The organism is Flintibacter porci (assembly GCF_041925195.1).
GTDB lineage: Bacteria > Bacillota > Clostridia > Oscillospirales > Oscillospiraceae > Lawsonibacter > Lawsonibacter porci.
On record NZ_JBHEVB010000005.1, the window covers coordinates 115307 to 133747 of the forward strand.

General features: G+C 59.9%; 18 protein-coding genes. 9 read left to right on the top strand and 9 right to left on the bottom strand.

Features of this window, described 5'->3' with window-relative positions; all coding sequences use genetic code 11:
* Positions 1 to 11 precede the first annotated feature (11 nt).
* Positions 12 to 1580 carry a copper amine oxidase N-terminal domain-containing protein gene (locus ACEVJL_RS06860; protein ID WP_374737295.1) on the top strand — a complete coding sequence of 523 codons (1569 nt, stop codon included), beginning with the start codon at positions 12 to 14 and terminating at the stop codon, positions 1578 to 1580.
* A gap of 97 nt (positions 1581 to 1677) precedes the next feature.
* Here ACEVJL_RS06860 and ACEVJL_RS06865 read toward each other — a convergent pair whose 3' ends face one another.
* From ACEVJL_RS06865 to ACEVJL_RS06905, 9 genes are all read right to left on the bottom strand, one after another.
* Positions 1678 to 3984, bottom strand: coding sequence for an ATP-dependent Clp protease ATP-binding subunit (locus tag ACEVJL_RS06865; RefSeq protein WP_302667928.1), 2307 nt, complete (start codon positions 3982 to 3984; stop codon positions 1678 to 1680).
* Positions 3985 to 4066: 82 nt separating this feature from the next.
* On the bottom strand, positions 4067 to 4792 hold the full coding sequence (locus ACEVJL_RS06870) for a CvpA family protein (protein ID WP_374737296.1): 726 nt from the start codon (positions 4790 to 4792) through the stop codon (positions 4067 to 4069).
* Positions 4793 to 4827: 35 nt separating this feature from the next.
* Positions 4828 to 5994 carry a DUF5711 family protein gene (locus tag ACEVJL_RS06875; RefSeq protein WP_325207963.1) on the bottom strand — a complete coding sequence of 389 codons (1167 nt, stop codon included), beginning with the start codon at positions 5992 to 5994 and terminating at the stop codon, positions 4828 to 4830.
* 39 nt (positions 5995 to 6033) lie between these two features.
* Positions 6034 to 6786: a tRNA pseudouridine(38-40) synthase TruA gene (gene truA, locus ACEVJL_RS06880; protein ID WP_235397962.1), complete on the bottom strand. Its 753-nt coding sequence runs from the start codon at positions 6784 to 6786 to the stop codon at positions 6034 to 6036.
* A gap of 23 nt (positions 6787 to 6809) precedes the next feature.
* On the bottom strand, positions 6810 to 7619 hold the full coding sequence (locus tag ACEVJL_RS06885) for an energy-coupling factor transporter transmembrane component T family protein (RefSeq protein WP_235397964.1): 810 nt from the start codon (positions 7617 to 7619) through the stop codon (positions 6810 to 6812).
* Positions 7620 to 8483, bottom strand: a complete 864-nt coding sequence (locus ACEVJL_RS06890) for an energy-coupling factor transporter ATPase (RefSeq protein WP_008981499.1) — start codon at positions 8481 to 8483, stop codon at positions 7620 to 7622.
* 71 nt (positions 8484 to 8554) lie between these two features.
* On the bottom strand, positions 8555 to 8812 hold the full coding sequence (locus tag ACEVJL_RS06895) for a hypothetical protein (protein ID WP_302670931.1): 258 nt from the start codon (positions 8810 to 8812) through the stop codon (positions 8555 to 8557).
* Positions 8813 to 8849: 37 nt separating this feature from the next.
* A complete protein-coding gene (locus tag ACEVJL_RS06900) occupies positions 8850 to 9698 on the bottom strand; it encodes an energy-coupling factor transporter ATPase (RefSeq protein WP_374737297.1) in 849 nt (282 codons plus the stop codon).
* Between the two features lie 39 nt (positions 9699 to 9737).
* Entirely contained in the window at positions 9738 to 10598 is an 861-nt protein-coding gene (locus ACEVJL_RS06905; RefSeq protein WP_374737298.1) for a class I SAM-dependent methyltransferase, read from the bottom strand.
* Between the two features lie 177 nt (positions 10599 to 10775).
* On the opposite strand from ACEVJL_RS06905, the gene ACEVJL_RS06910 reads away from it, so the two are divergent.
* The 8 genes from ACEVJL_RS06910 (at position 10776) to pap (ending at position 18431) form a co-directional block, all read left to right on the top strand.
* Positions 10776 to 11468, top strand: coding sequence for a hypothetical protein (locus ACEVJL_RS06910; RefSeq protein WP_374737299.1), 693 nt, complete (start codon positions 10776 to 10778; stop codon positions 11466 to 11468).
* A 149-nt stretch (positions 11469 to 11617) separates the two neighbouring features.
* The gene (locus tag ACEVJL_RS06915) at positions 11618 to 11878 is read left to right on the top strand and encodes a hypothetical protein (protein WP_110442019.1); all 261 of its coding nucleotides are present in this window, start codon (positions 11618 to 11620) and stop codon (positions 11876 to 11878) included.
* A gap of 89 nt (positions 11879 to 11967) precedes the next feature.
* On the top strand, positions 11968 to 13146 hold the full coding sequence (locus ACEVJL_RS06920; RefSeq protein ID WP_374737300.1) for an ABC transporter substrate-binding protein: 1179 nt from the start codon (positions 11968 to 11970) through the stop codon (positions 13144 to 13146).
* A gap of 162 nt (positions 13147 to 13308) precedes the next feature.
* Positions 13309 to 14220 carry a branched-chain amino acid ABC transporter permease gene (locus ACEVJL_RS06925; RefSeq protein ID WP_374737372.1) on the top strand — a complete coding sequence of 304 codons (912 nt, stop codon included), beginning with the start codon at positions 13309 to 13311 and terminating at the stop codon, positions 14218 to 14220.
* Positions 14221 to 14230: 10 nt separating this feature from the next.
* Positions 14231 to 15289 (top strand): branched-chain amino acid ABC transporter permease, encoded by a 1059-nt coding sequence (locus ACEVJL_RS06930; protein ID WP_110442021.1) that lies wholly within the window; start codon positions 14231 to 14233, stop codon positions 15287 to 15289.
* Positions 15286 to 16137 carry an ABC transporter ATP-binding protein gene (locus ACEVJL_RS06935; RefSeq protein WP_374737301.1) on the top strand — a complete coding sequence of 284 codons (852 nt, stop codon included), beginning with the start codon at positions 15286 to 15288 and terminating at the stop codon, positions 16135 to 16137. The genes ACEVJL_RS06930 and ACEVJL_RS06935 overlap by 4 nt, the downstream gene beginning before the upstream one ends.
* Positions 16138 to 16149: 12 nt before the next feature.
* Entirely contained in the window at positions 16150 to 16851 is a 702-nt protein-coding gene (locus ACEVJL_RS06940; RefSeq protein WP_040649869.1) for an ABC transporter ATP-binding protein, read from the top strand.
* A gap of 110 nt (positions 16852 to 16961) precedes the next feature.
* On the top strand, positions 16962 to 18431 hold the full coding sequence (pap, locus tag ACEVJL_RS06945; RefSeq protein WP_374737302.1) for a polyphosphate:AMP phosphotransferase: 1470 nt from the start codon (positions 16962 to 16964) through the stop codon (positions 18429 to 18431).
* Positions 18432 to 18441 lie beyond the last annotated feature (10 nt).

Sequence of the window (18441 nt, forward strand, 5' to 3'; positions counted from 1 at the left end):
AGGAGCCTTGTATGAAAAAGTATCTTCGCCTGCTGCTGTGCACCGGCGTGACCGCCGCCCTTTTGACGCTGCCCGCTCTGGCTGCGGACAACGATACCCTCCCCGCCAAGCAGGGGGACTTCTATGTGATGGTCAATGGAGAGTACGTCACCTTCCCCGATGCAGTGCCTCAGATCCGGGAGAACCGCTCCTGCCTGCCCTTTGTGGCGGTGTTTGAGCAGCTGGGCTTTGCAGAGGAGGATATGACCTGGGATGGCGCCACCGGTACGGTCACCGCCGTCAAGCCCGATGTGTCTTATACCGCCTTTCAGGGGAATACCAAACAGGGAGATTTGACGGTCCAGCTCACCATTGGCTCCAATAACATTTCGTACTGGTATGAGGGAAATACCACGGCAGACCCCCATGGGCATCAGGCCCAGGTTGTGGAGCACATCCAGAGTGAAGTGGCCCCCTATGTCTACCAGAACCGCACCTATATTCCCTTCGGCCTGCTGGCCGACGCGCTGGGATACAATGTAGGCTGGGACGGCGAGGTGGCAGCGGTCATCATCGATGACGTAGATGCCATTCTGGCCGCCAACACCGAGACCTATAATCGGATGGATGAGTATCAGGCCTATAACCGCACCTTTGTGGAGAAAAACCAGAAGATCACCGGCAGCTATTCCATGGGCCTGACCATGAAGCAGAAGATCCAGGAGACCAACAGCGATCTCTCGTTTACGGCCGAGGGCGACTACGATATGATCACCGGCGGCACCACTGCGTTTGAGTTTGATACCGATATGACCATGGATGCCTCGATGGTAACAGGCGGGTTGGATCTGACCGGCGCGATGACCTCTCCGGAAGGGGAGCCTCTGTTCCCCATGGATCTGGGCTTCTCCATGCGGGGTGATACCACCGACGGAATCTTCTACTTCAAGCTGGATTCCAAGCAGCTGGGGAACCTCAATGGCTGGGATACCGAGAGCTGGTATAAGATGGATATGGCCGCGTTTTACGATGCCATGTCTGAGCAGACCGGCATGACCTATGCCCAGCTTATGGAGCTGTCCAACGCCTCTCTGGACGAGAGCTTCTCCCAGCTGCTGCCCCAGATGCTGAAGGATATGCCCCTTAACAGCGTAGCCTTTACCACCACGGACTATCTGGAGCTGCTCAACACCATCTGCGGCGACAGCCACTTTGTCAAGTCCGGCTCCAGCTATGTGAATACCTTCCTCAATGAGGGCGGTATCCAGGGCACCTTCACCCTCTACACCAGCGGCGGCAAGGTGAACGGCTACGCCATGGAGCTGAAAGCCGATCCCAATGTGGCAGGCGGAGAGTTGTCCATTGCCACCTCCATGAAGGGCTCCAAAATGGAGCTGGCCATGAATATGGCGGCCTCTCAGGGTGAGGGCCAGGAGGGCGAGATCATCTCCCAGGTGGATATGACTTTGGATATGATGATGGACGGGACCTATCAGACCACCAGCACCCAGCCCGCGACAGAGCCTCCCGCAGGCGCTTCCGTTGTGGACCTGATGGAGCTGCTTGGCTCTCTCATCCCCACTGAGCCGACCATGCCCTAAGTACAACGAAAACGAATTTTTAATCAAAAAAAGCCAGTGGGCCAGTCCGTTTGGACTGGCCCACTGGTTTATACCGCAAAAGCGGTTTTATATTTTGTTACAGAGAGATCAGCTGGATCTTATCCTCATCAGCCAATACATTCAGATGGGTGACCGGGTTCTGCCAGCTGTCAATGATGCGCTGGGCGATCACGTCCTCCAGCTCCTTCTGGATGCACCGGCGCAGGTTCCGGGCGCCGTAGGCGGCGGAGTAGGATTTTTTGACCAGATAGCGGAGCAGGCTCTCGTCCCAGGTGAGGGTGATGTGCTTCTCAGCCAGGGAGTCCTTCAATTCCTGGAGCATAAGCGCCGCAATATCCTTGAAGTTGTCCTCGGTGAGCTGGTGGAAGTAGACGATCTCGTCCACGCGGTTAATAAACTCGGGTCGCAGGAAGTCCTGCAGGGCCTTCATGGCCCGCTCCTTGCCCTGCTCCTCGGCAGTGCGGTCAAAGCCCACGCTGCCCACCTTGGAGTTGCTGCCCGCGTTGGAGGTCATAACGATGACGGTGTTCTCAAAGTTCACCTTGCGGCCGTGGGCGTCGGTGATATGGCCATCGTCCAGAATCTGCAGGAGAATATTGAGCACGTCGGGGTGGGCCTTCTCGATCTCGTCAAAGAGGACCACAGAGTAGGGTTTTCTCCGGATCTTCTCGGTGAGCTGGCCCGCCTCGTCATAGCCCACATAGCCCGGGGGAGAGCCGATGATGCGGGAGACGGCGTACTTCTCCATAAACTCGGACATATCCAGACGGATGAGAGATTCCGGGGCGTGGAACAGGTCCTGGGCCAGCTGCTTGACCAGCTCGGTCTTACCCACGCCGGTGGAGCCCACGAAGATGAAGGATACCGGCTTGTGCTTGGGGCTGATACCCACACGACCACGGCGGATGGCGGCGGCGACTGCCTTTACCGCCTCGTCCTGGCCGATGATGTGCTTTTTCAGGCGCTCCTCCAGCTTGGAGAGCTGTTCATACTCCTGCTCCCGGATCTGGCTGGCGGGGATATTGGTCCAAAGCTCGATCACGTTGGCCAGATGTTCCACTTCCAGAGCGGGCACCGACTGGGCCTCCAGCTGGTGCTGCTCGGCCTCCAGGCGCAGCTCCTGGCTGCGGATATTGGCCAGACGGGCGTAGGCCTCCTCGGTGTCGGCAGCCATCATGACCTCTTTTTCCTTGTTCAGGTCGGCCAGCTCCTTGGTGATAGCGGCCTGACGGGCCAGGGTGGTGTTTTTCAGGTTGACGTTGGAACAGGCCTCGTCGATGAGGTCGATGGCCTTGTCAGGCAGATAGCGGTCGGTGATGTACCGCTCGCTCATGGTCACCGCCAGACGGCACATCTCCGGGGAGATGGACACCTGGTGGTAGGCCTCATAGTAGGGGGCAATGCCCTCAATGATCTTGACGCTCTCCTCAATGGAGGGCTCCTCCACGATGACGGGCTGGAAGCGGCGCTCCAGGGCGGTGTCCTTCTCAATGTGCTTGCGGTACTCGTTGAGGGTGGTGGCGCCAATGACCTGGAGCTCGCCCCGGCTCAGAGCGGGTTTCAGGATATTGGCGGCGTTCATGCTGCCCTCGGCATCGCCGGCGCCCACAATGTTGTGGACCTCGTCGATGACCAGGATGATATTGCCCAGCTTGCGGATCTCCTCAATGAGGCCCTTCATGCGGCTCTCAAACTGGCCGCGGAACTGGGTGCCTGCCACCAGGGCAGTGAGGTCCAGAAGATAGACCTCCTTGTCCAGCAGCTTGTAGGGCACCTGGCCCTTGGCGATCTTCATGGCCAGACCTTCGGCAATGGCGGTCTTGCCAACGCCCGGCTCACCGATGAGACAGGGGTTGTTCTTCTGGCGGCGGTTGAGGATCTGGATGACGCGCTCCAGTTCCCGGTCCCGGCCGATGAGTTTGTCCAGCTTGCCCTCCTGGGCCTTCTTGGTCAGAGAGATGCAGTAGTTCTCCAAAAATTTCCGCTTAGCGGGGCGCTCCCCCTTGGGGTTGGGCGCGGATTTCTCGCTGCGGGGAGTCTCTCCGGCAGCGGGGGCGTTGCCGTTGCCGCCAAAGAGCTGGTTGAGGAAGGGGAAGGTGGCGGTGCGGCCGTCATCCTCGCCGTCGCTGTCCCCGTCGGGCTGGGGCATCAGGCCTTCCATACCCTCGGCGCCGCCGAAGGCGGACATCATCTCATTGGTGAGGTTGTCAAGCTCCTCGTCAGTAATGCCCATCTTCTTCATCATGTCGTCGATGGGCTTGATGCCAAGCTCCCGGGCACACTTCAGGCACAGACCCTCATTTTTGGTCTGTCCGCCCTCCAGCTTGGTAATAAAAATAACCGCTACGTTTTTATTGCAGCGGCTGCATAAAGTAGGCTGCATATATTGCGCTCCTTTCCGGAGTGAACGTGTTACGCTCCAAGTTACGGGGTATCATACACCACAATTATGAACTGGTCATGAATTACAGAAAGCTGGCCATCAGGGCAAAGGGATTGGTGGTGCAGAAGAAGTGGAGCAGCATGGTGCCGTCCACCGCCTCCTGGGGGATCATGCTGCGCAGCAGCCAGCAGGCGATAAACAGCAGGGCGGCTCCCTTGATGAGACCCATGCCCGCGCCCGCCCAGTGGTTGAGGGTGGACAGTACCGGCAGCTTGAAGGCCAGGTTCAGAGCCTGGCTGAGGAAGTGCCATGCCACCAGCACCAGGACAAAGCAGATGATAAACAGCACGCCCTGGGCGATCTGCAGGGCGATGTATCCGGCGATGGACTCCACCACATTGGAGGTCACCGCCAGCACGCCCTGGCTCACCGCGCCGTGAATGGCGTCCGAGAAATACTGTACCAGAGCGGAGTCGCCCACCAGCTCCAGGATCTGCTCCAGGGAGAAGTCCTCACCAAGGCCGTCCAGGCCGGAGCTGTCCGGAGAGGGAGTGCTCCCCTCGGGCAGGGTCACGCCCTGCTCCTGGAGGCTTTCCTCCAGAGCGGAGTTGATGTTGAGCTCGATAGCGGGGCGGACCATCTGGCTGACCGGCTCTGCCAGAGCGTCAGAGAGAACGGAGGCCCCGATAAAGGCCACGAACACAGCCAGAAAGCCGCACAGGGTCAGGACAAAGCCCTTGCGGTAGCCCTGAAACAGGGTAGCGGCCAGGACAACGGCAAGGATCAGGTCAAAGAAAAGATAGCTCATGGGAATCTCCTTATTTCCCCGCGTGGGGGCGCTTCTTAGTTGGGCAGGTACAGCCAAGCCTGCTGGGCATTGGCCAGCACGGCGGCCCCGGAGGAGGACAGCGCCGTATACCGGGCGTTTTGCGTATGCTCTAGAATACTATATGTTGTCATATCGGAGGTGTAGATGGTGAGGGTATCGCCAGTGAGCAGGGAGAAATACCGCCCTGCCGCGTCAAAGGAGAGCACGGAGGAGGTGAGAGACTGGGTGGCGATCTCCTCCCCATTGGAATCCACAGTAACGATCTGGTTGGCCGAGCCCGCCCGGTAGCGGCCCAGCAGCAGCACGGCAAAGCCGTCGCCGCCCAGGTCACAGCCCTTCAGATAGTTGCCGCCCAGAGAGTAGGTGGCGGTCTCCTTTCCGTTGGGGGAGACAATGACCACCTCGTCCTCGCCCAGCACCCACAGGGCTCCGTTCTCGTAGTCCAGGTCCAGGGGAACCAGGTTGCCCAGAGAGACCACCGCAGAGGGCTCCTTCTGGTCCACGGGGTAGAAGCGGACCTGGCTTTCATAGGAGCCGCCCGACTGCCCCAAGGTTAGAATGGCCACTGTTTTGCAGTCGGGGGAGAGAACGGCATCCATGATAAAGGTGCTGGAGAGATTGATCTGAATGACCGTCTTGTCGAAGGTACTGTTGTACACCGTGACGCTGCCCTTATAGCCGCTCTGCTGGGCGGTGACAGCCAGCCAGCCCGCCTCGTTGACCCGGGCGGAGAGCAGGCTGTTTCCGTCGTCCAGAGTGAGGCGGAAGGCCTCCTGGGCGTTGCGGAAAACAAACAGGTTCTGACCGCCCACGTCATAGGCCACACCGGTAGCTCCGGCGGTGGACAGGGTGGGGTGCTCCAGGGTGAGTACCTCCTGGGCATAGGTCTCGCCCGAGAAGGAGTAGTAGCGCACACCGGAGGTGGAGGAGAGCAGAATGCCGTCCTCCAGATAGGCGAAGGTGGCCTGGTCTCCTCCCGCGTGGGAGAAGGGGGTGGCCTCGCCGGTGTCGCTGGTTTTCAGGTCCCGGTATTCAAACCAGCGCTTCAGAGCGTCCAGATTGAATTTATCCCGGTTGGCCACCAGAAATACCGCCCCGATGAGCAGGGCGGCAGTGACCAGAAGGGCCAGCACACGAACCAAGATATTCGGCTTTTTGGGTTTCGATTCCATCTCGCTCATAGAAAACCCTTTCTTGTTGGGGTGGAGACGGGACAGCAGTTACAGCACGTCCTCGTCGTACCACAGCTTTGTCATGTACAGTCCTCCGGGGGGCACGGTGGGTCCGGCCAGGGTGCGGTTGCCTGACTCCAGAATGGACGGGATGTCCTGGGGGGACAGTTTCCCTTCGGCGGCGTAAACGATGGTGCCGGTCATAGCCCGAACCATGTTGTAGAGAAAGCCGTTGGCACAAACCTTGCACTCGATGAGCTGGTCGTGCCGCGTCACGTCAAAGTAGTACACGGTACGCACGGTAGTTTTTGTCTCCGTGCCCACCGACCGCACCGCCCGGAAGTCGTGGGTCCCCACGAACTGGTCGGCCGCCTGCTGCATGATTTTCTCGTCCAGGTGCTTGGGGTAAAACCAGGCCCGGTCCACATAGAAGGGGTTGCCCAGGCGGGAGTTATAGATGCGGTAGGTGTACTCCTTGCGGTGGCAGGAGCCGATGGCATTGAACTCCATGGGCACCTCCGTGGCCTTCACCACCACGATATCCCGGGGCAGGCGGGTGTTTACCGCCAGGGGGATGCGGTCGCAGGGGATGGTGGAGGTGGTGCGGAAGTTGGCAATATATACCTCAGCGTGGACCCCGGCGTCGGTGCGGCCGGCGCCGGTACACTTTACCGGGTGGCATACTACGGTAGACAGAGCCTTTTCCAGGGTTTCCGCCACCGAAATGGCGTTTTTCTGCACCTGCCAGCCGTGGTAAGCGGTGCCGTTGTACATCAGTTTCAGGGCAATATTTCGTTCCATTGAATCACCAAACAAGTGAGATTTTAAAGGCCCATACGACCCAGCACGCCCACCAGCACGGTGAGCACCACAAACAGCACCAGTACAAAATAGTCCCGGCCCACGTAGTGGAGCTGACGCAGACGGGTACGGCCCTCGCCACCGTGGTAGCAGCGGCACTCCATGGCCACCGCCAGCTCGTCGGCACGGCGGAAGGCGGAGATGAACAGAGGCACCAGCAGGGGAATCAGGGCCTTGGCCCGCTGGATGAGATTGCCGCTTTCAAAATCGGCGCCCCGGGCCCGCTGGGCGGACATGATCTTGTCGGTCTCCTCAATGAGGGTGGGGATAAAGCGCAGGGCGATGGACATGATCATGGCCAGCTCATGCACCGGAACCTTGATCTTCTTCAGCGGTCCCAGCAGAGATTCCAGGGCATCGGTCAGAAGAATGGGGGAGGTGGTGTAGGTAAGCAGGAAGGTGCCTGCAATGAGCATCAGAATACGTACCACCATGAAAAATGCGTTGAATACACCCTCCAGCGTAATGGTCAAAATCCAAATTTTGGCCAGCACGTGATCACCAGGAGTATAAAACAGGTTCAAAATTGCGGTAAACACCACAATGAACACCACAGGCTTCAGTCCGCGGACGATGGATTTCAGAGGCACCTTGGAGATGGCGATGGACACCGCCAGCAGCAGGAACATGATGCCGTAGGTAAGAAAGCTCTTAGCCAGGAACAGGGCTACGATATACAGCACCACCGCCAGCAGCTTGGTGCGGGGGTCCAGCTTGTGGACAAAGGAGTGGCCGGGGAAGTACTGGCCCAGGGTAATGTCTTTCAGTGCCATTTACTTCACCGCCTTTCCCAGCTTGGCCAGAATGGCCTGTCTGGCCTGGTCGATGGTGTACACCGACGGGTCGATGTCCACGCCCATCTGGCGCAGTCGGTGGAACACCCGGGTCATCTGAGGCACACCCAGACCCATAGCCTCCAGCTCATCCCCGTGGGCAAAGACCTCCCGGGGTGCGCCCTGGAAGGGGATCTTTCCGTCGTTGACCACCACCAGGCGGTCCACCGACCGGGCCACCTCCTCCATGGAGTGGGACACCAGGATGATGGTGGCATTCTGGGCCTTGTGGTAGTCCCGGATGTTGCCCAGAATGGACTCCACGCCCACCGGGTCCAGTCCGGCGGTGGGCTCGTCCAAAATGAGCACCTTGGGCTCCATGGCGATGACGCCCGCGATAGCTACTCGGCGCTTCTGGCCGCCGGAGAGCTCAAAGGGAGATTTGTCCAGCTGATCGTCCCGCAGGCCCACAAAGTAGGCTGCCGAGCGCACCCGCCGGTCGATCTCCTTCTCGTCCAGTCCCATGTTGGTGGGACCAAAGGCGATGTCTTTGTATACCGTCTCCTCAAACAGCTGATACTCCGGATACTGGAACACCAGACCTACCTGGAACCGGGTCATCCGGGTGCGCTTGGGATCGGACCAGATGTCCTCCCCCTGAAAGAGCACCTGGCCGGAGGTGGGTTTCAGCAGGCCGTTGAGGTGCTGAATAAGGGTGGATTTCCCCGAGCCGGTGTGGCCGATGATGCCCAGGTACTCCCCCTTATAGGCGGAAAAGTCCACATCCAGCAGGGCGGAGCGCTCGAAGGGAGTGCCCGCCGAGTAGGTGTGGGTGAGATGTTTTGTTTCGATGATCGCTTCCATTGTGGTACCATCCTTATGGCAGAGTGGTGCATGTCCCGATAGGATCACGCCCGAAAGAGAAAACGCGGTACTTACGGTTCGTCAGAGTGCTTTTCCAGTTTTTCCAACTGGGTTTGGAGATAATAGGTCTGCATCTCCAGCCGTTTGACCCGCTGTTTCAGGGAGACCAGACACACGGCCACCCATGCGGCGGCCAGAGCAACCAGGCCCCACAGTACGGTGAGGGAGCTTTCTTCAAAAATGGGCACGAGTAGTTTGGGAAGAAAGAAAACGACGAAAAACGTGGCGATGCCCGCAAAGACCCGGGCGCTTCCTTCTGAATTGCTCATAGCGAAGTCTCCCTTCTGTGAGTCTGGTTTTCTCTTGTTAAGTTTTCAGCAGCTGATAGAGAGCCTGAGCGCACTCCTCATCGCTCAGCGCGTCCAGAGGCAGATCCAGCCCATCCTGGCGCAGCTGCCAGAGAAGCTCGGTGGTATCGGGGACGGTGAGGCCTACTGCCTTGAGTCCCTCCACGTCCTGAAAGACCTCCTTGGGGGTGCCGTCGGCAATGACCTTGCCCTTGGCCATGACCACCAGGCGGTCGGCCTGGGCGGCCTCGTCCATGTGGTGGGTGATGAGGACCACCGTGACGCCGCGCTCCCGGTTCAGGGTCTTGATGGTGCGTAGCACGTCGGCACGGCCGATGGGGTCCAGCATGGCGGTGGGCTCGTCCAGCACGATGCACCGGGGCTGCATGGCGATGACGCCCGCGATGGCGATGCGCTGCTTCTGGCCGCCGGAGAGAAGGTGGGGGGCGTGCTCCCGGTACTCGTACATGCCCACGGCCTTCAGGGCGTCATCCACCCGGCGGCGGATCTCGTCGGAGGGAACGCCTAAATTTTCCGGGGCAAAGGCCACATCCTCCTCCACCACGTTGGCTACGATCTGGTTGTCCGGGTTCTGGAATACCATGCCCACGGTGCGACGGATATTCAGCAGCAGATGGTCCTCGTTGGTGTCCATGCCGCTGACGTACACCGTGCCCCCGGTGGGCAGCAGGATGGCGTTCATGTGCTTGGCCAGAGTGGATTTGCCGCTGCCATTGTGGCCCAGAACGGCCACAAAGGAGCCCTCCTCAATGTCCAGACTGACGCCGCCCAGCACAATGGGGGCCACCCCTTCAGCGGTGACGTAGGAGAAGCGCACGTCCTGGGCGGAAATGATGGGTTCGCTCATAATAGCAATACCTCACTTAGAGATCAAAAAATCAAAGGCTTACTTGCTCCAGCGGCCGGTGGCGCCGCAGGGCAGCACCAGGCCGGTCTGGGTGACAGGCAGGCCCAGCTCGTTGCTGACGGTGTGGCCGCCGAATTTTTTGGAGACCACGGTCTCCAGAATGTAGGTGACTACGCTGGGGGCCAGACCGGTGGTGTAGGAGTTGAGGATAATGAACAGGGGATCATCGGAGAGCACCCCGCTCACCAGCTCCACAAAGGGGTAGAGGTTCTCCTCCAGCTTCCACACCTCACCGGTGGGACCCCGGCCGTAGGAGGGGGGATCCATGATGATGGCGTCGTACTTCCGGCCCCGGCGGATCTCCCGCTCTACAAACTTGCCGCAGTCGTCCACGATCCAGCGGATGGGGGCGTTCTCCAGCCCGGAGCTCTTGGCGTTTTCCCGGGCCCACTGGACCATGCCCTTGGCCGCGTCCACGTGGCACACCTTGGCGCCCGCCGCCGCGCAGGCCACGGTGGCTCCGCCGGTGTAGGCAAACAGGTTCAGCACGCTGATGGGACGGCCCGCTTTCTGAATTTGCTCCCGGGCCCAGTCCCAGTTGGCCGCCTGCTCCGGGAACAGGCCGGTGTGCTTAAAGTTCATAGGCTTAATATTAAAGGTAAGGTCCCGGTAGGACACAGTCCAGCGCTGGGGCATGGACTTGTTCTGCCACTGGCCTCCTCCGGTGGAGGAGCGGGCATACCGCCCGGCGTTCACCTTCCAGCCGCGGTGGGTGCGGGGCGTGTTCCAGATGGCCTGAGGATCGGGCCGCACCAGCAGCTGATCCCCCCAGCGCTCCAGCTTTTCGCCGCGCCCGCAGTCAATGAGCTCATAGTCCTTCCATTGGTCGGAAACCCACATAAAGTTACCCCTCTCGTCTCATTTAAAACTAATATAGTATACCATCCCGAATTTGGGCCGTCAATGAAAAGCAACGGTCAAATGGCCAGAAAGAATTGTAATTCTTTTGGAAGTGTGGTAGAATAACACGGAAACTGACAAAACGCCCCGGATTTTGGGGCAGAGACGAGGTGCCCCATGGATCATCCCTTCCGAAGTGCCGCCGTAGGCGGATTTAACCGCCAGGACGTGCTGGATTATTTGGAAAAGACCGCCGCGGAGAATGCGCAGAAGCAGCAGGAGCTGGAAAAGCAGCTGGAGCAGCAGAAGCAGGAGCTGGAGCAGCTGCGCCGCCGCTCCGGCGAGCTGGAGGAGCGGGAGACCATCTTCAGCCGGGAGCGGGAAAGCATGTCCCGGGAGCTGGAGCAGACCAAGGGAGTGCTTCAGGACATCCGGCAGCGGGAAAAGACCCAGAGTGAGGAGCTGACCCAGCTGCGCCAGGAGCGGGACCGTCTGCGCGCCCGGGTGGCTGCGCTGGAGCCCGACGCCGCCGCCTATGCGGCGGTGAAGGACCGCACCGCGGGCATGGAGCTGCAGGCCCACTGCCGGGCTCACGCGGTACAGGAGCAGGCCGATCAGCAGGCCCGCCAGGTCCGCCGGCAGACGGAGCAGTGGCTGCGCCAGGTGCAGCAGGAGTATGAGCAGCTGCGCAGCCAGGTGGAATCCACCATCTCCCACGCCGCCGATGAGCTGAGCAAAGCGGGCCGGTGCCTGGACCAGCTCAACCAGATGCTCGGGGAGCAGGAGGTGGCTCTGGAAGCCGTATCCCAGGAGTATTTGGACAGCGACCCGGAGAAGATACCCGCCCCGGTGCCCCTGGAAGAAGCTTAAGGGTCGAAAGTTGTGCATAAGAGACAGGATATACAGTGATACCTGTGCTGTTTCTGTACGAAAGCCCCATTGACGAACGTGCGGGGCTGTCATAAAATAAGGAAAATGATTTATCCGGATGAAGTGCGAAAGGAAAGGAGTGCGTGATCATGATGATGCAGTGCTGTGCAGCTCGATATCAGTGCATGTCCCACGCTGCTCCCCAGCGTGAGGCTGGTTCCTTTGCGCGCTTTTTCCTGAATCACGCCATGATGGACACCATTCTGCTGGTGTCCATTTTTGCTATTTTGCTGGGTGTAACCGTACTGCTCAGCACTCGAATTATTCTGGCCGCCCTGCTGGCGGTATTGGTCATTCTGGGCGTGATGGTTCAGCGAACGCAGCTTTCTCCACCATCAGGTGGGGTGTAACGGGTTAAAAAGCGGCTGCGTTCCCAGGAACGAAGCCGCTTTTTATATATCGTACGCAATATGAAATCCAACTGTAAGGAGAGATTGTTATGAAAAAGTTTCTTGCCTTCACCATGGCGGCAGCGATGACGCTGTCTCTGGCTGCCTGCGGCGGCGGTTCCGGTTCTGGCTCCAATACCAGCGCTGACGGCTCCGGCAGTGCCGCGTTCAAGCTGGGCGGCACCGGCCCCCTGACCGGCGACGCCTCCATCTACGGCCTGGCTGCCCAGCGCGGCGCTCAGATCGCCGTGGAGGAGATCAATGCCGAGGGCGGCGCCATCCAGTTCGAGCTGAAGTACGAGGACGACGTCAACGACCCTGAGAAGGCCGTCAACGCCTACAACGCACTGAAGGAGTGGGGCATGCAGATCTCCCTGGGCTCCGTCACCACCCAGCCCGGCATCGCCACCTCCAGCTACAACTTTGCCGACAGCATCTTTGCTCTGACCCCCTCCGCCTCCTCCCCCGACGTCATCTCCGGCAAGGACAACGTCTATCAGATGTGCTTCTCCGACCCCAACCAGGGCACCGCTTCCGCCAAATACATCTCCGAGCAGAAGCTGGGCGAGAAGGTCTTTATCATCTGGAAGAGCGACGACAACTACTCTACCGGCATCAAGGATAAGTTCATGGCTGAGGCTGAGACTCTTGGCCTGAACGTAGTGGGCAATGCGACCTTCACCGCGGACAGCAAGAACGATTTTACCGTGCAGCTGACCCAGGCCAAGCAGGCCGGGGCCGACCTGCTGTTCCTGCCCATCTACTATGATGCTGCTTCCCTGATCCTGACCCAGGCCAACGCCATGGGCTATGCCCCCAAGTTCTTCGGCGTGGACGGCATGGATGGTATCCTGACCCAGGCGAACTTTGATACCTCCCTGGCCGAGGGCGTCATGCTGCTGACCCCCTTCAACGCCGATGACGAGGACGAGGCCACCCAGCACTTTGTCAAGGCCTATCAAGAGAAGTACAACGAGACTCCCATCCAGTTTGCCGCTGACGCCTACGACTGCGTCTACGCCTACAAGCAGGCTCTGGAGACCGCTGGCTGCACCCCCGATATGAGCGCGGCTGATATCAATGCCAAGCTGAAGGAGACCTTTCCCACCATCACCTTCACCGGCCTGACCGGCGACGGCGCGGGCATCACCTGGGATTCCACCGGTGCGGTGTCCAAGAGCCCCAAGGGCATGGTCATCAAGGACGGCGCTTACGTCGGCATGGACTAAGCCCAGTCAAAACGTAAAGCGATCCCCAGGGGGCTGCGCGGCAGCCCCCTGGGATACCCATTTCTGAAGTGAGAAGGGGACGCATGGGAAAGGGGCCGGAAGGGCCCGGCAATTTTCCCATGCGCCCAAAAAGAGAGAAAAGGTGAGTGAATTATGGATTTCTTGACCCTGTTGGATTATTTGATCCGAGGGCTGAGTCTGGGCAGCATCTATGCCATCATTGCCCTGGGCTACACCATGGTGTATGGCATTGCGAAAATGCTCAACTTCGCCCACGGCGACGTGATCATGGTAGGCGCCTACGCCTGCTTCTTCACGGTGACGGGCATGAGCCCCATGTTTGAGGAGGGCAGCGTGGCTGCCATGGTGGTTCCCGCCCTGGCTGGCGTGGTGTTGTCCATGGTAGTGTGTACCGCCCTGGGCGTGCTCATTGAGGGGCTGGCCTACAAGCCTCTGCGTCAGGCGCCCTCCCTGGCCGTGCTGATTACCGCCATCGGTGTGAGCTACTTTTTGCAGAACGCCGCCCTGCTGCTTTGGTCCTCCAGCCCCAAGATTTTCTCCCCCATTGTAGGCAGCGGACAGCTCCAGGTAGGCCCGCTGAACATCTCCTACGTGACTTTGGTGACCATTGTGGCCTGTATCGTGATCATGGTGTGCCTGACCCTGTTCACCGGCAAGACCAAGATGGGCAAGGCCATGCGCGCCGTGTCTGAGGACAAGGGCGCGGCTCAGCTCATGGGCATCAACGTCAACCGCACCATCTCCATGACCTTTGCCATTGGTTCCGCTCTGGCGGCCATCGCCGGCGTGCTGCTGTGCTCTGCCTATCCCACACTGACCCCCACCACCGGTTCCATGCCTGGTATCAAGGCCTTCACCGCCGCCGTCTTCGGCGGCATCGGCTCCATCCCCGGCGCTCTGCTGGGCGGTCTGCTGCTGGGCATCATCGAGATCTTTGCCAGCGCCTATATCTCCACCCAGCTGTCCACCGCCGTGGTGTTCGGCGTGCTGATCGTGGTGCTGCTGGTCAAGCCCGCTGGTCTGCTGGGCAAGACCGTGCGCGAGAAAGTGTGAGGTGGTAGGAATGATTCGACTTGCGAATATGAACAAGACCACCCGGTCCAGCCTGTTTACCTATGCTCTGGTCATTGTGGCCTTCCTGATCATCCAGGTGCTGCGGGGTACCGTTGGCATCGGCTCTGTGCTGGAGGGACAGCTGATCCCCATCTGTGCCTACGTCACCATGGCTCTGGCCCTGAACCTGGTGGTTGGCGTGTCCGGCGAGCTGAGCCTGGGCCACGCCGGATTTATGAGCATTGGCGCCTTTATGGGCTGCTCCGCTGCCAGCGCTCTGGCAGGTGTGATTCCCTTTGCTCCCCTGCGCCTGGCCGTGGCCATGCTGGTGGGCGCCGCCCTGGCCGGTTTCTTCGGCTTCCTTATCGGTATCCCCGTGCTGCGCCTCAATGGCGACTATCTGGCCATTGTTACCCTGGCCTTCGGCGAGATCATCAAGAGCCTGCTGACCAACGTCTATCTGGGCGTGGATAAGGACGGCTTCCAGTTCAGCTTCCTCAGCGATAAGAACACCCTGGGCGAGGGCGGCATCCAGCTGATCAAAGGTCCCATGGGCGTGATGAACACCGCCCGGATCTCCTCCTTTATTGCCGGTTTTATCCTGGTGATGATCACTCTGATCATTATTTTCAATCTGGTCAACAGCCGCACCGGCCGGGCCATCATGGCCGCCCGGGACAACCGCATCGCTGCCGAGAGCGTGGGTATCAGCGTGACCAAGTACAAGATGATCGCCTTTGTTACCTCTGCTGCTCTGGCCGGTGCCGCCGGTACTCTGTATGGATGCAGCCAGGTTACCTTCACCGCCACCAAGTTTGACTTCAACACCTCCATCCTGATCCTGGTGTTCGTGGTTCTGGGTGGTCTGGGCAATATGTGGGGCTCGGTGATCGCTGCCGCTGCTCTGACCATCCTGCCCGAGGCCCTGCGCCAGTTTGCCGACTACCGCATGCTGGTGTACGCCATCGTCCTCATTCTGGTCATGCTGGCCACCAATAACCCCAGTATTCAGGGCTTCTTTGCCCGGCTGCGCAGCCGCGCGGCGGAGAAGAAAGGAGGGGCACAATGAGCCGAATTCCCAAAGAGCCGGTGAAGCTTGTAGAGGTGCCCAGCACCAACAAGATCCCCAAGCGTGATATTGATAAAAGCCCCATTCTGGAGTGCCGCCACCTGGGCATCGACTTTGGCGGTCTGGCCGCGGTAAAGGACTTCAACATGGCCATCGGTCGCACCGAGATTGCCGGCCTCATCGGTCCCAACGGCGCGGGCAAGACCACCGTCTTCAACCTGCTCACCAAGGTGTACCAGCCCACCCGTGGCACCATCATGGTAGATGGTGTGGACACCCACAACATGAATACCGTCCAGGTGAACAAGGCGGGCATCGCCCGTACCTTCCAGAATATCCGCCTGTTTGACAACCTCACTGTGGAGGACAACGTAAAGCTGGGCCTTCATAACCACATCAACTACGGGATGTGGAGCGGCATCTTCCGTCTGCCCAACTACTGGAAAGAGGAGAAGGTGGCCCACGACCGGGCCATGGAACTGCTGTCCATCTTTGATATGGGTTATCTGGCCAAGTACAAGGCGGGCTCCCTGCCCTACGGCGCCCAGCGCCGCCTGGAGATCGTCCGCGCCTTGGCCACCAACCCCAGCCTGCTGCTGCTGGACGAGCCGGCGGCCGGCATGAACCCCTCTGAGACGGCGGAGCTGATGGAGAACATCGTCAAGATCCGGGACACCTTCGGCATTGCCATCCTGCTCATCGAGCACGATATGAACCTGGTCATGGGCATCTGTGAGGGCATCGCGGTACTCAACTTCGGTCAGATCATCGCCAAGGGCACCCCCGACGAGATCAAGAACGACCCGGTGGTCATTGAGGCCTACCTGGGCAAGCAGAAGGAGGCGTGATCCATGGAGACCATTTTGAAAGTTGAGGGGATCAACGTCTACTACGGCGCCATCCACGCCATCAAGGACATCTCCTTTGAGGTAAACCAGGGGGAGATCGTCACCCTCATCGGCGCCAACGGCGCGGGCAAGACCACCACCTTGCAGACCATTTCCGGCCTGCTGCATACCCGCACCGGAAGCATTACCTTCCAGGGCCAGAATATCACCAACATCCGGGCGGACAAGCTGGTCTCCCGGGGCCTGGCCCAGGTCCCCGAGGGACGGCGGGTCTTTTTGCAGATGTCGGTGCAGGAGAACCTGGAGATGGGAGCCTACACCCAGCCTCAGGCCGGAGTGCCCAAGGACCTGGAGATGGTCTTTGAGCTGTTCCCCCGGCTGAAGGAGCGGCGCAACCAGGTGGCGGGCACCCTGTCCGGCGGCGAGCAGCAGATGCTGGCCATGGGCCGGGCTATGATGTCCCACCCCAAGCTGCTGATGCTGGACGAGCCCTCCATGGGCCTTGCCCCCCTGCTGGTGGAGCAGATCTTTGAGATCATCAAGAACCTGAATAAGCAGGGCTCCACCATTCTGCTGGTGGAACAGAACGCCCAGATGGCGCTGTCCGTGGCTCACCGCGGCTATGTGCTGGAGACGGGCAAGATCGTCACCACCGGCACCGGCGAGGAGCTCATCCGCAGCCCCGAGATCAAAAAAGCTTACCTGGGCGGCTAAGCCCAGCTGCGCGTCAAAAAGAGGAAAATCACCTCTTTTTGACGCGTTTTTTCATTGTAATTTTCAGCCTGTGCGTATACACTAAAGGAAAAACAAAGGGGGCGCTTTTTATGCTGGAGGAGTGGAAATTTGACCGGAAAAAGTTGGACGAGGCGGAGTGCAAAGTCCGTCTGAAGGCCCGGCGGCTGGATCTGGCCGGTTTGCAGCAGCCCATCAAGGGGGCGGGACTGCCGGTGATCGTGCTCATCGAGGGCTGGGGGGCCTCCGGCAAGGGCAGCATGATCCGCTCCCTCATCCGGGAGCTGGACCCCCGGGGATTTCTGGTGCGCAGCGTGACCATGCCAACCCAGGAGGAGCGGCGCTGGCCCTTCTTGAAGCGTCACTTTGAGGCCATCCCGGAGCAGGGTAAAATTTTATTCCTGGATTCCGGGTGGATGGATGAGACGGTGCGGGAGCGGCTGCGGGGCGACCTGTCTGACGGGGAGTACCAGCGGCGGCTGGAGAGTGTGAACCTCTTTGAACGGCAGCTGGCGGCAGGAGGCTACCTGCTGGTAAAGCTGTTTCTGCACATTGAGCAGGACACCCAGCGCAAGCGCCTGGAGAAGCTGGAAAAGCATAAGGACACCGCCTGGCGGGCGGGGGAGAACGACTGGCGGCAGAACAAGAACTACCGCCGCACCCAGGAGGCCTTTGACGACTTCATGCAGGCCACCCACACCGACTGGGCTCCCTGGAAGGTGATCGACGCCACCTCCGGTCCCTGTGCCCAGCTGGCGGCGGCCGACTGGCTCTACCAGCAGATTACCGCCGCCCTGCGCTGTCCACCCACAGCGGAGCCGCCGGTGTACCGCTGGCCTCTGGTGGACATCCAGCCTCTGGAGAAGGTGAAGCTGGACAAGACTATGGACAAGGACAAGTACCAGCGGGAACTGGAGGAATGCCGGGAGAAGCTGGAGGACCTGCATAACCAGCTCTACCGCAAGAAAATTCCCGTGGTCATCGCCTACGAGGGTTGGGACGCCGCCGGCAAGGGGGGCAACATCAAGCGCCTGGCTTCTGCCCTGGACCCCCGGGGCTATGAGGTGGTGCCCATCGCCAGCCCCACCCCGGATGAGAAGCACCGCCACTACCTGTGGCGCTTCTGGCGCAAGCTGCCCAAGACGGGACACATCGCCATCTTTGACCGCAGCTGGTACGGCCGAGTGATGGTGGAGCGGCTGGAGGGCTTCTGCACCCTGGAGGACTGGCAGCGGGCCTATGATGAGATCAACGAGTTTGAGCGGGAGCTCACCGACGCAGGCGCGGTGGTGCTGAAGTTCTGGGTGCAGATCGATAAGGATACCCAGCTCCAGCGCTTCCAGGCCCGGGAGAACACCCCGGAGAAGCGCTGGAAGATCACCGACGAGGACTGGCGCAACCGGGAGAAGTGGGATGCCTATCAGGTGGCGGTCAACGAGATGCTCGCCCGCACCAACACGGAGAATGCCCCCTGGAATATCCTGGAGTCGGTGGACAAGCGCTACGCCCGCATCAAAGCGATGAAAATCGTCATCCATGCCCTGGAGCAGGCACTGGACTAGAGAAGCATAA

What these genes read in the sequence shown, in the direction of transcription:
- ACEVJL_RS06870 (WP_374737296.1), bottom strand. Translation starts at nt 4,792, where the DNA reads ATGAGCTATCTTTTCTTTGACCTGATCCTTGCCGTTGTCCTGGCCGCT.
- ACEVJL_RS06865 (WP_302667928.1), bottom strand. Translation starts at nt 3,984, where the DNA reads ATGCAGCCTACTTTATGCAGCCGCTGCAATAAAAACGTAGCGGTTATT.
- ACEVJL_RS06920 (WP_374737300.1), top strand. Translation starts at nt 11,968, where the DNA reads ATGAAAAAGTTTCTTGCCTTCACCATGGCGGCAGCGATGACGCTGTCT.
- ACEVJL_RS06915 (WP_110442019.1), top strand. Translation starts at nt 11,618, where the DNA reads ATGATGATGCAGTGCTGTGCAGCTCGATATCAGTGCATGTCCCACGCT.
- ACEVJL_RS06905 (WP_374737298.1), bottom strand. Translation starts at nt 10,598, where the DNA reads ATGTGGGTTTCCGACCAATGGAAGGACTATGAGCTCATTGACTGCGGG.
- ACEVJL_RS06875 (WP_325207963.1), bottom strand. Translation starts at nt 5,994, where the DNA reads ATGAGCGAGATGGAATCGAAACCCAAAAAGCCGAATATCTTGGTTCGT.
- ACEVJL_RS06910 (WP_374737299.1), top strand. Translation starts at nt 10,776, where the DNA reads ATGGATCATCCCTTCCGAAGTGCCGCCGTAGGCGGATTTAACCGCCAG.
- ACEVJL_RS06885 (WP_235397964.1), bottom strand. Translation starts at nt 7,619, where the DNA reads ATGGCACTGAAAGACATTACCCTGGGCCAGTACTTCCCCGGCCACTCC.
- ACEVJL_RS06930 (WP_110442021.1), top strand. Translation starts at nt 14,231, where the DNA reads ATGATTCGACTTGCGAATATGAACAAGACCACCCGGTCCAGCCTGTTT.
- ACEVJL_RS06900 (WP_374737297.1), bottom strand. Translation starts at nt 9,698, where the DNA reads ATGAGCGAACCCATCATTTCCGCCCAGGACGTGCGCTTCTCCTACGTC.
- ACEVJL_RS06895 (WP_302670931.1), bottom strand. Translation starts at nt 8,812, where the DNA reads ATGAGCAATTCAGAAGGAAGCGCCCGGGTCTTTGCGGGCATCGCCACG.
- ACEVJL_RS06860 (WP_374737295.1), top strand. Translation starts at nt 12, where the DNA reads ATGAAAAAGTATCTTCGCCTGCTGCTGTGCACCGGCGTGACCGCCGCC.
- ACEVJL_RS06890 (WP_008981499.1), bottom strand. Translation starts at nt 8,483, where the DNA reads ATGGAAGCGATCATCGAAACAAAACATCTCACCCACACCTACTCGGCG.
- truA (WP_235397962.1), bottom strand. Translation starts at nt 6,786, where the DNA reads ATGGAACGAAATATTGCCCTGAAACTGATGTACAACGGCACCGCTTAC.
- pap (WP_374737302.1), top strand. Translation starts at nt 16,962, where the DNA reads ATGCTGGAGGAGTGGAAATTTGACCGGAAAAAGTTGGACGAGGCGGAG.
- ACEVJL_RS06935 (WP_374737301.1), top strand. Translation starts at nt 15,286, where the DNA reads ATGAGCCGAATTCCCAAAGAGCCGGTGAAGCTTGTAGAGGTGCCCAGC.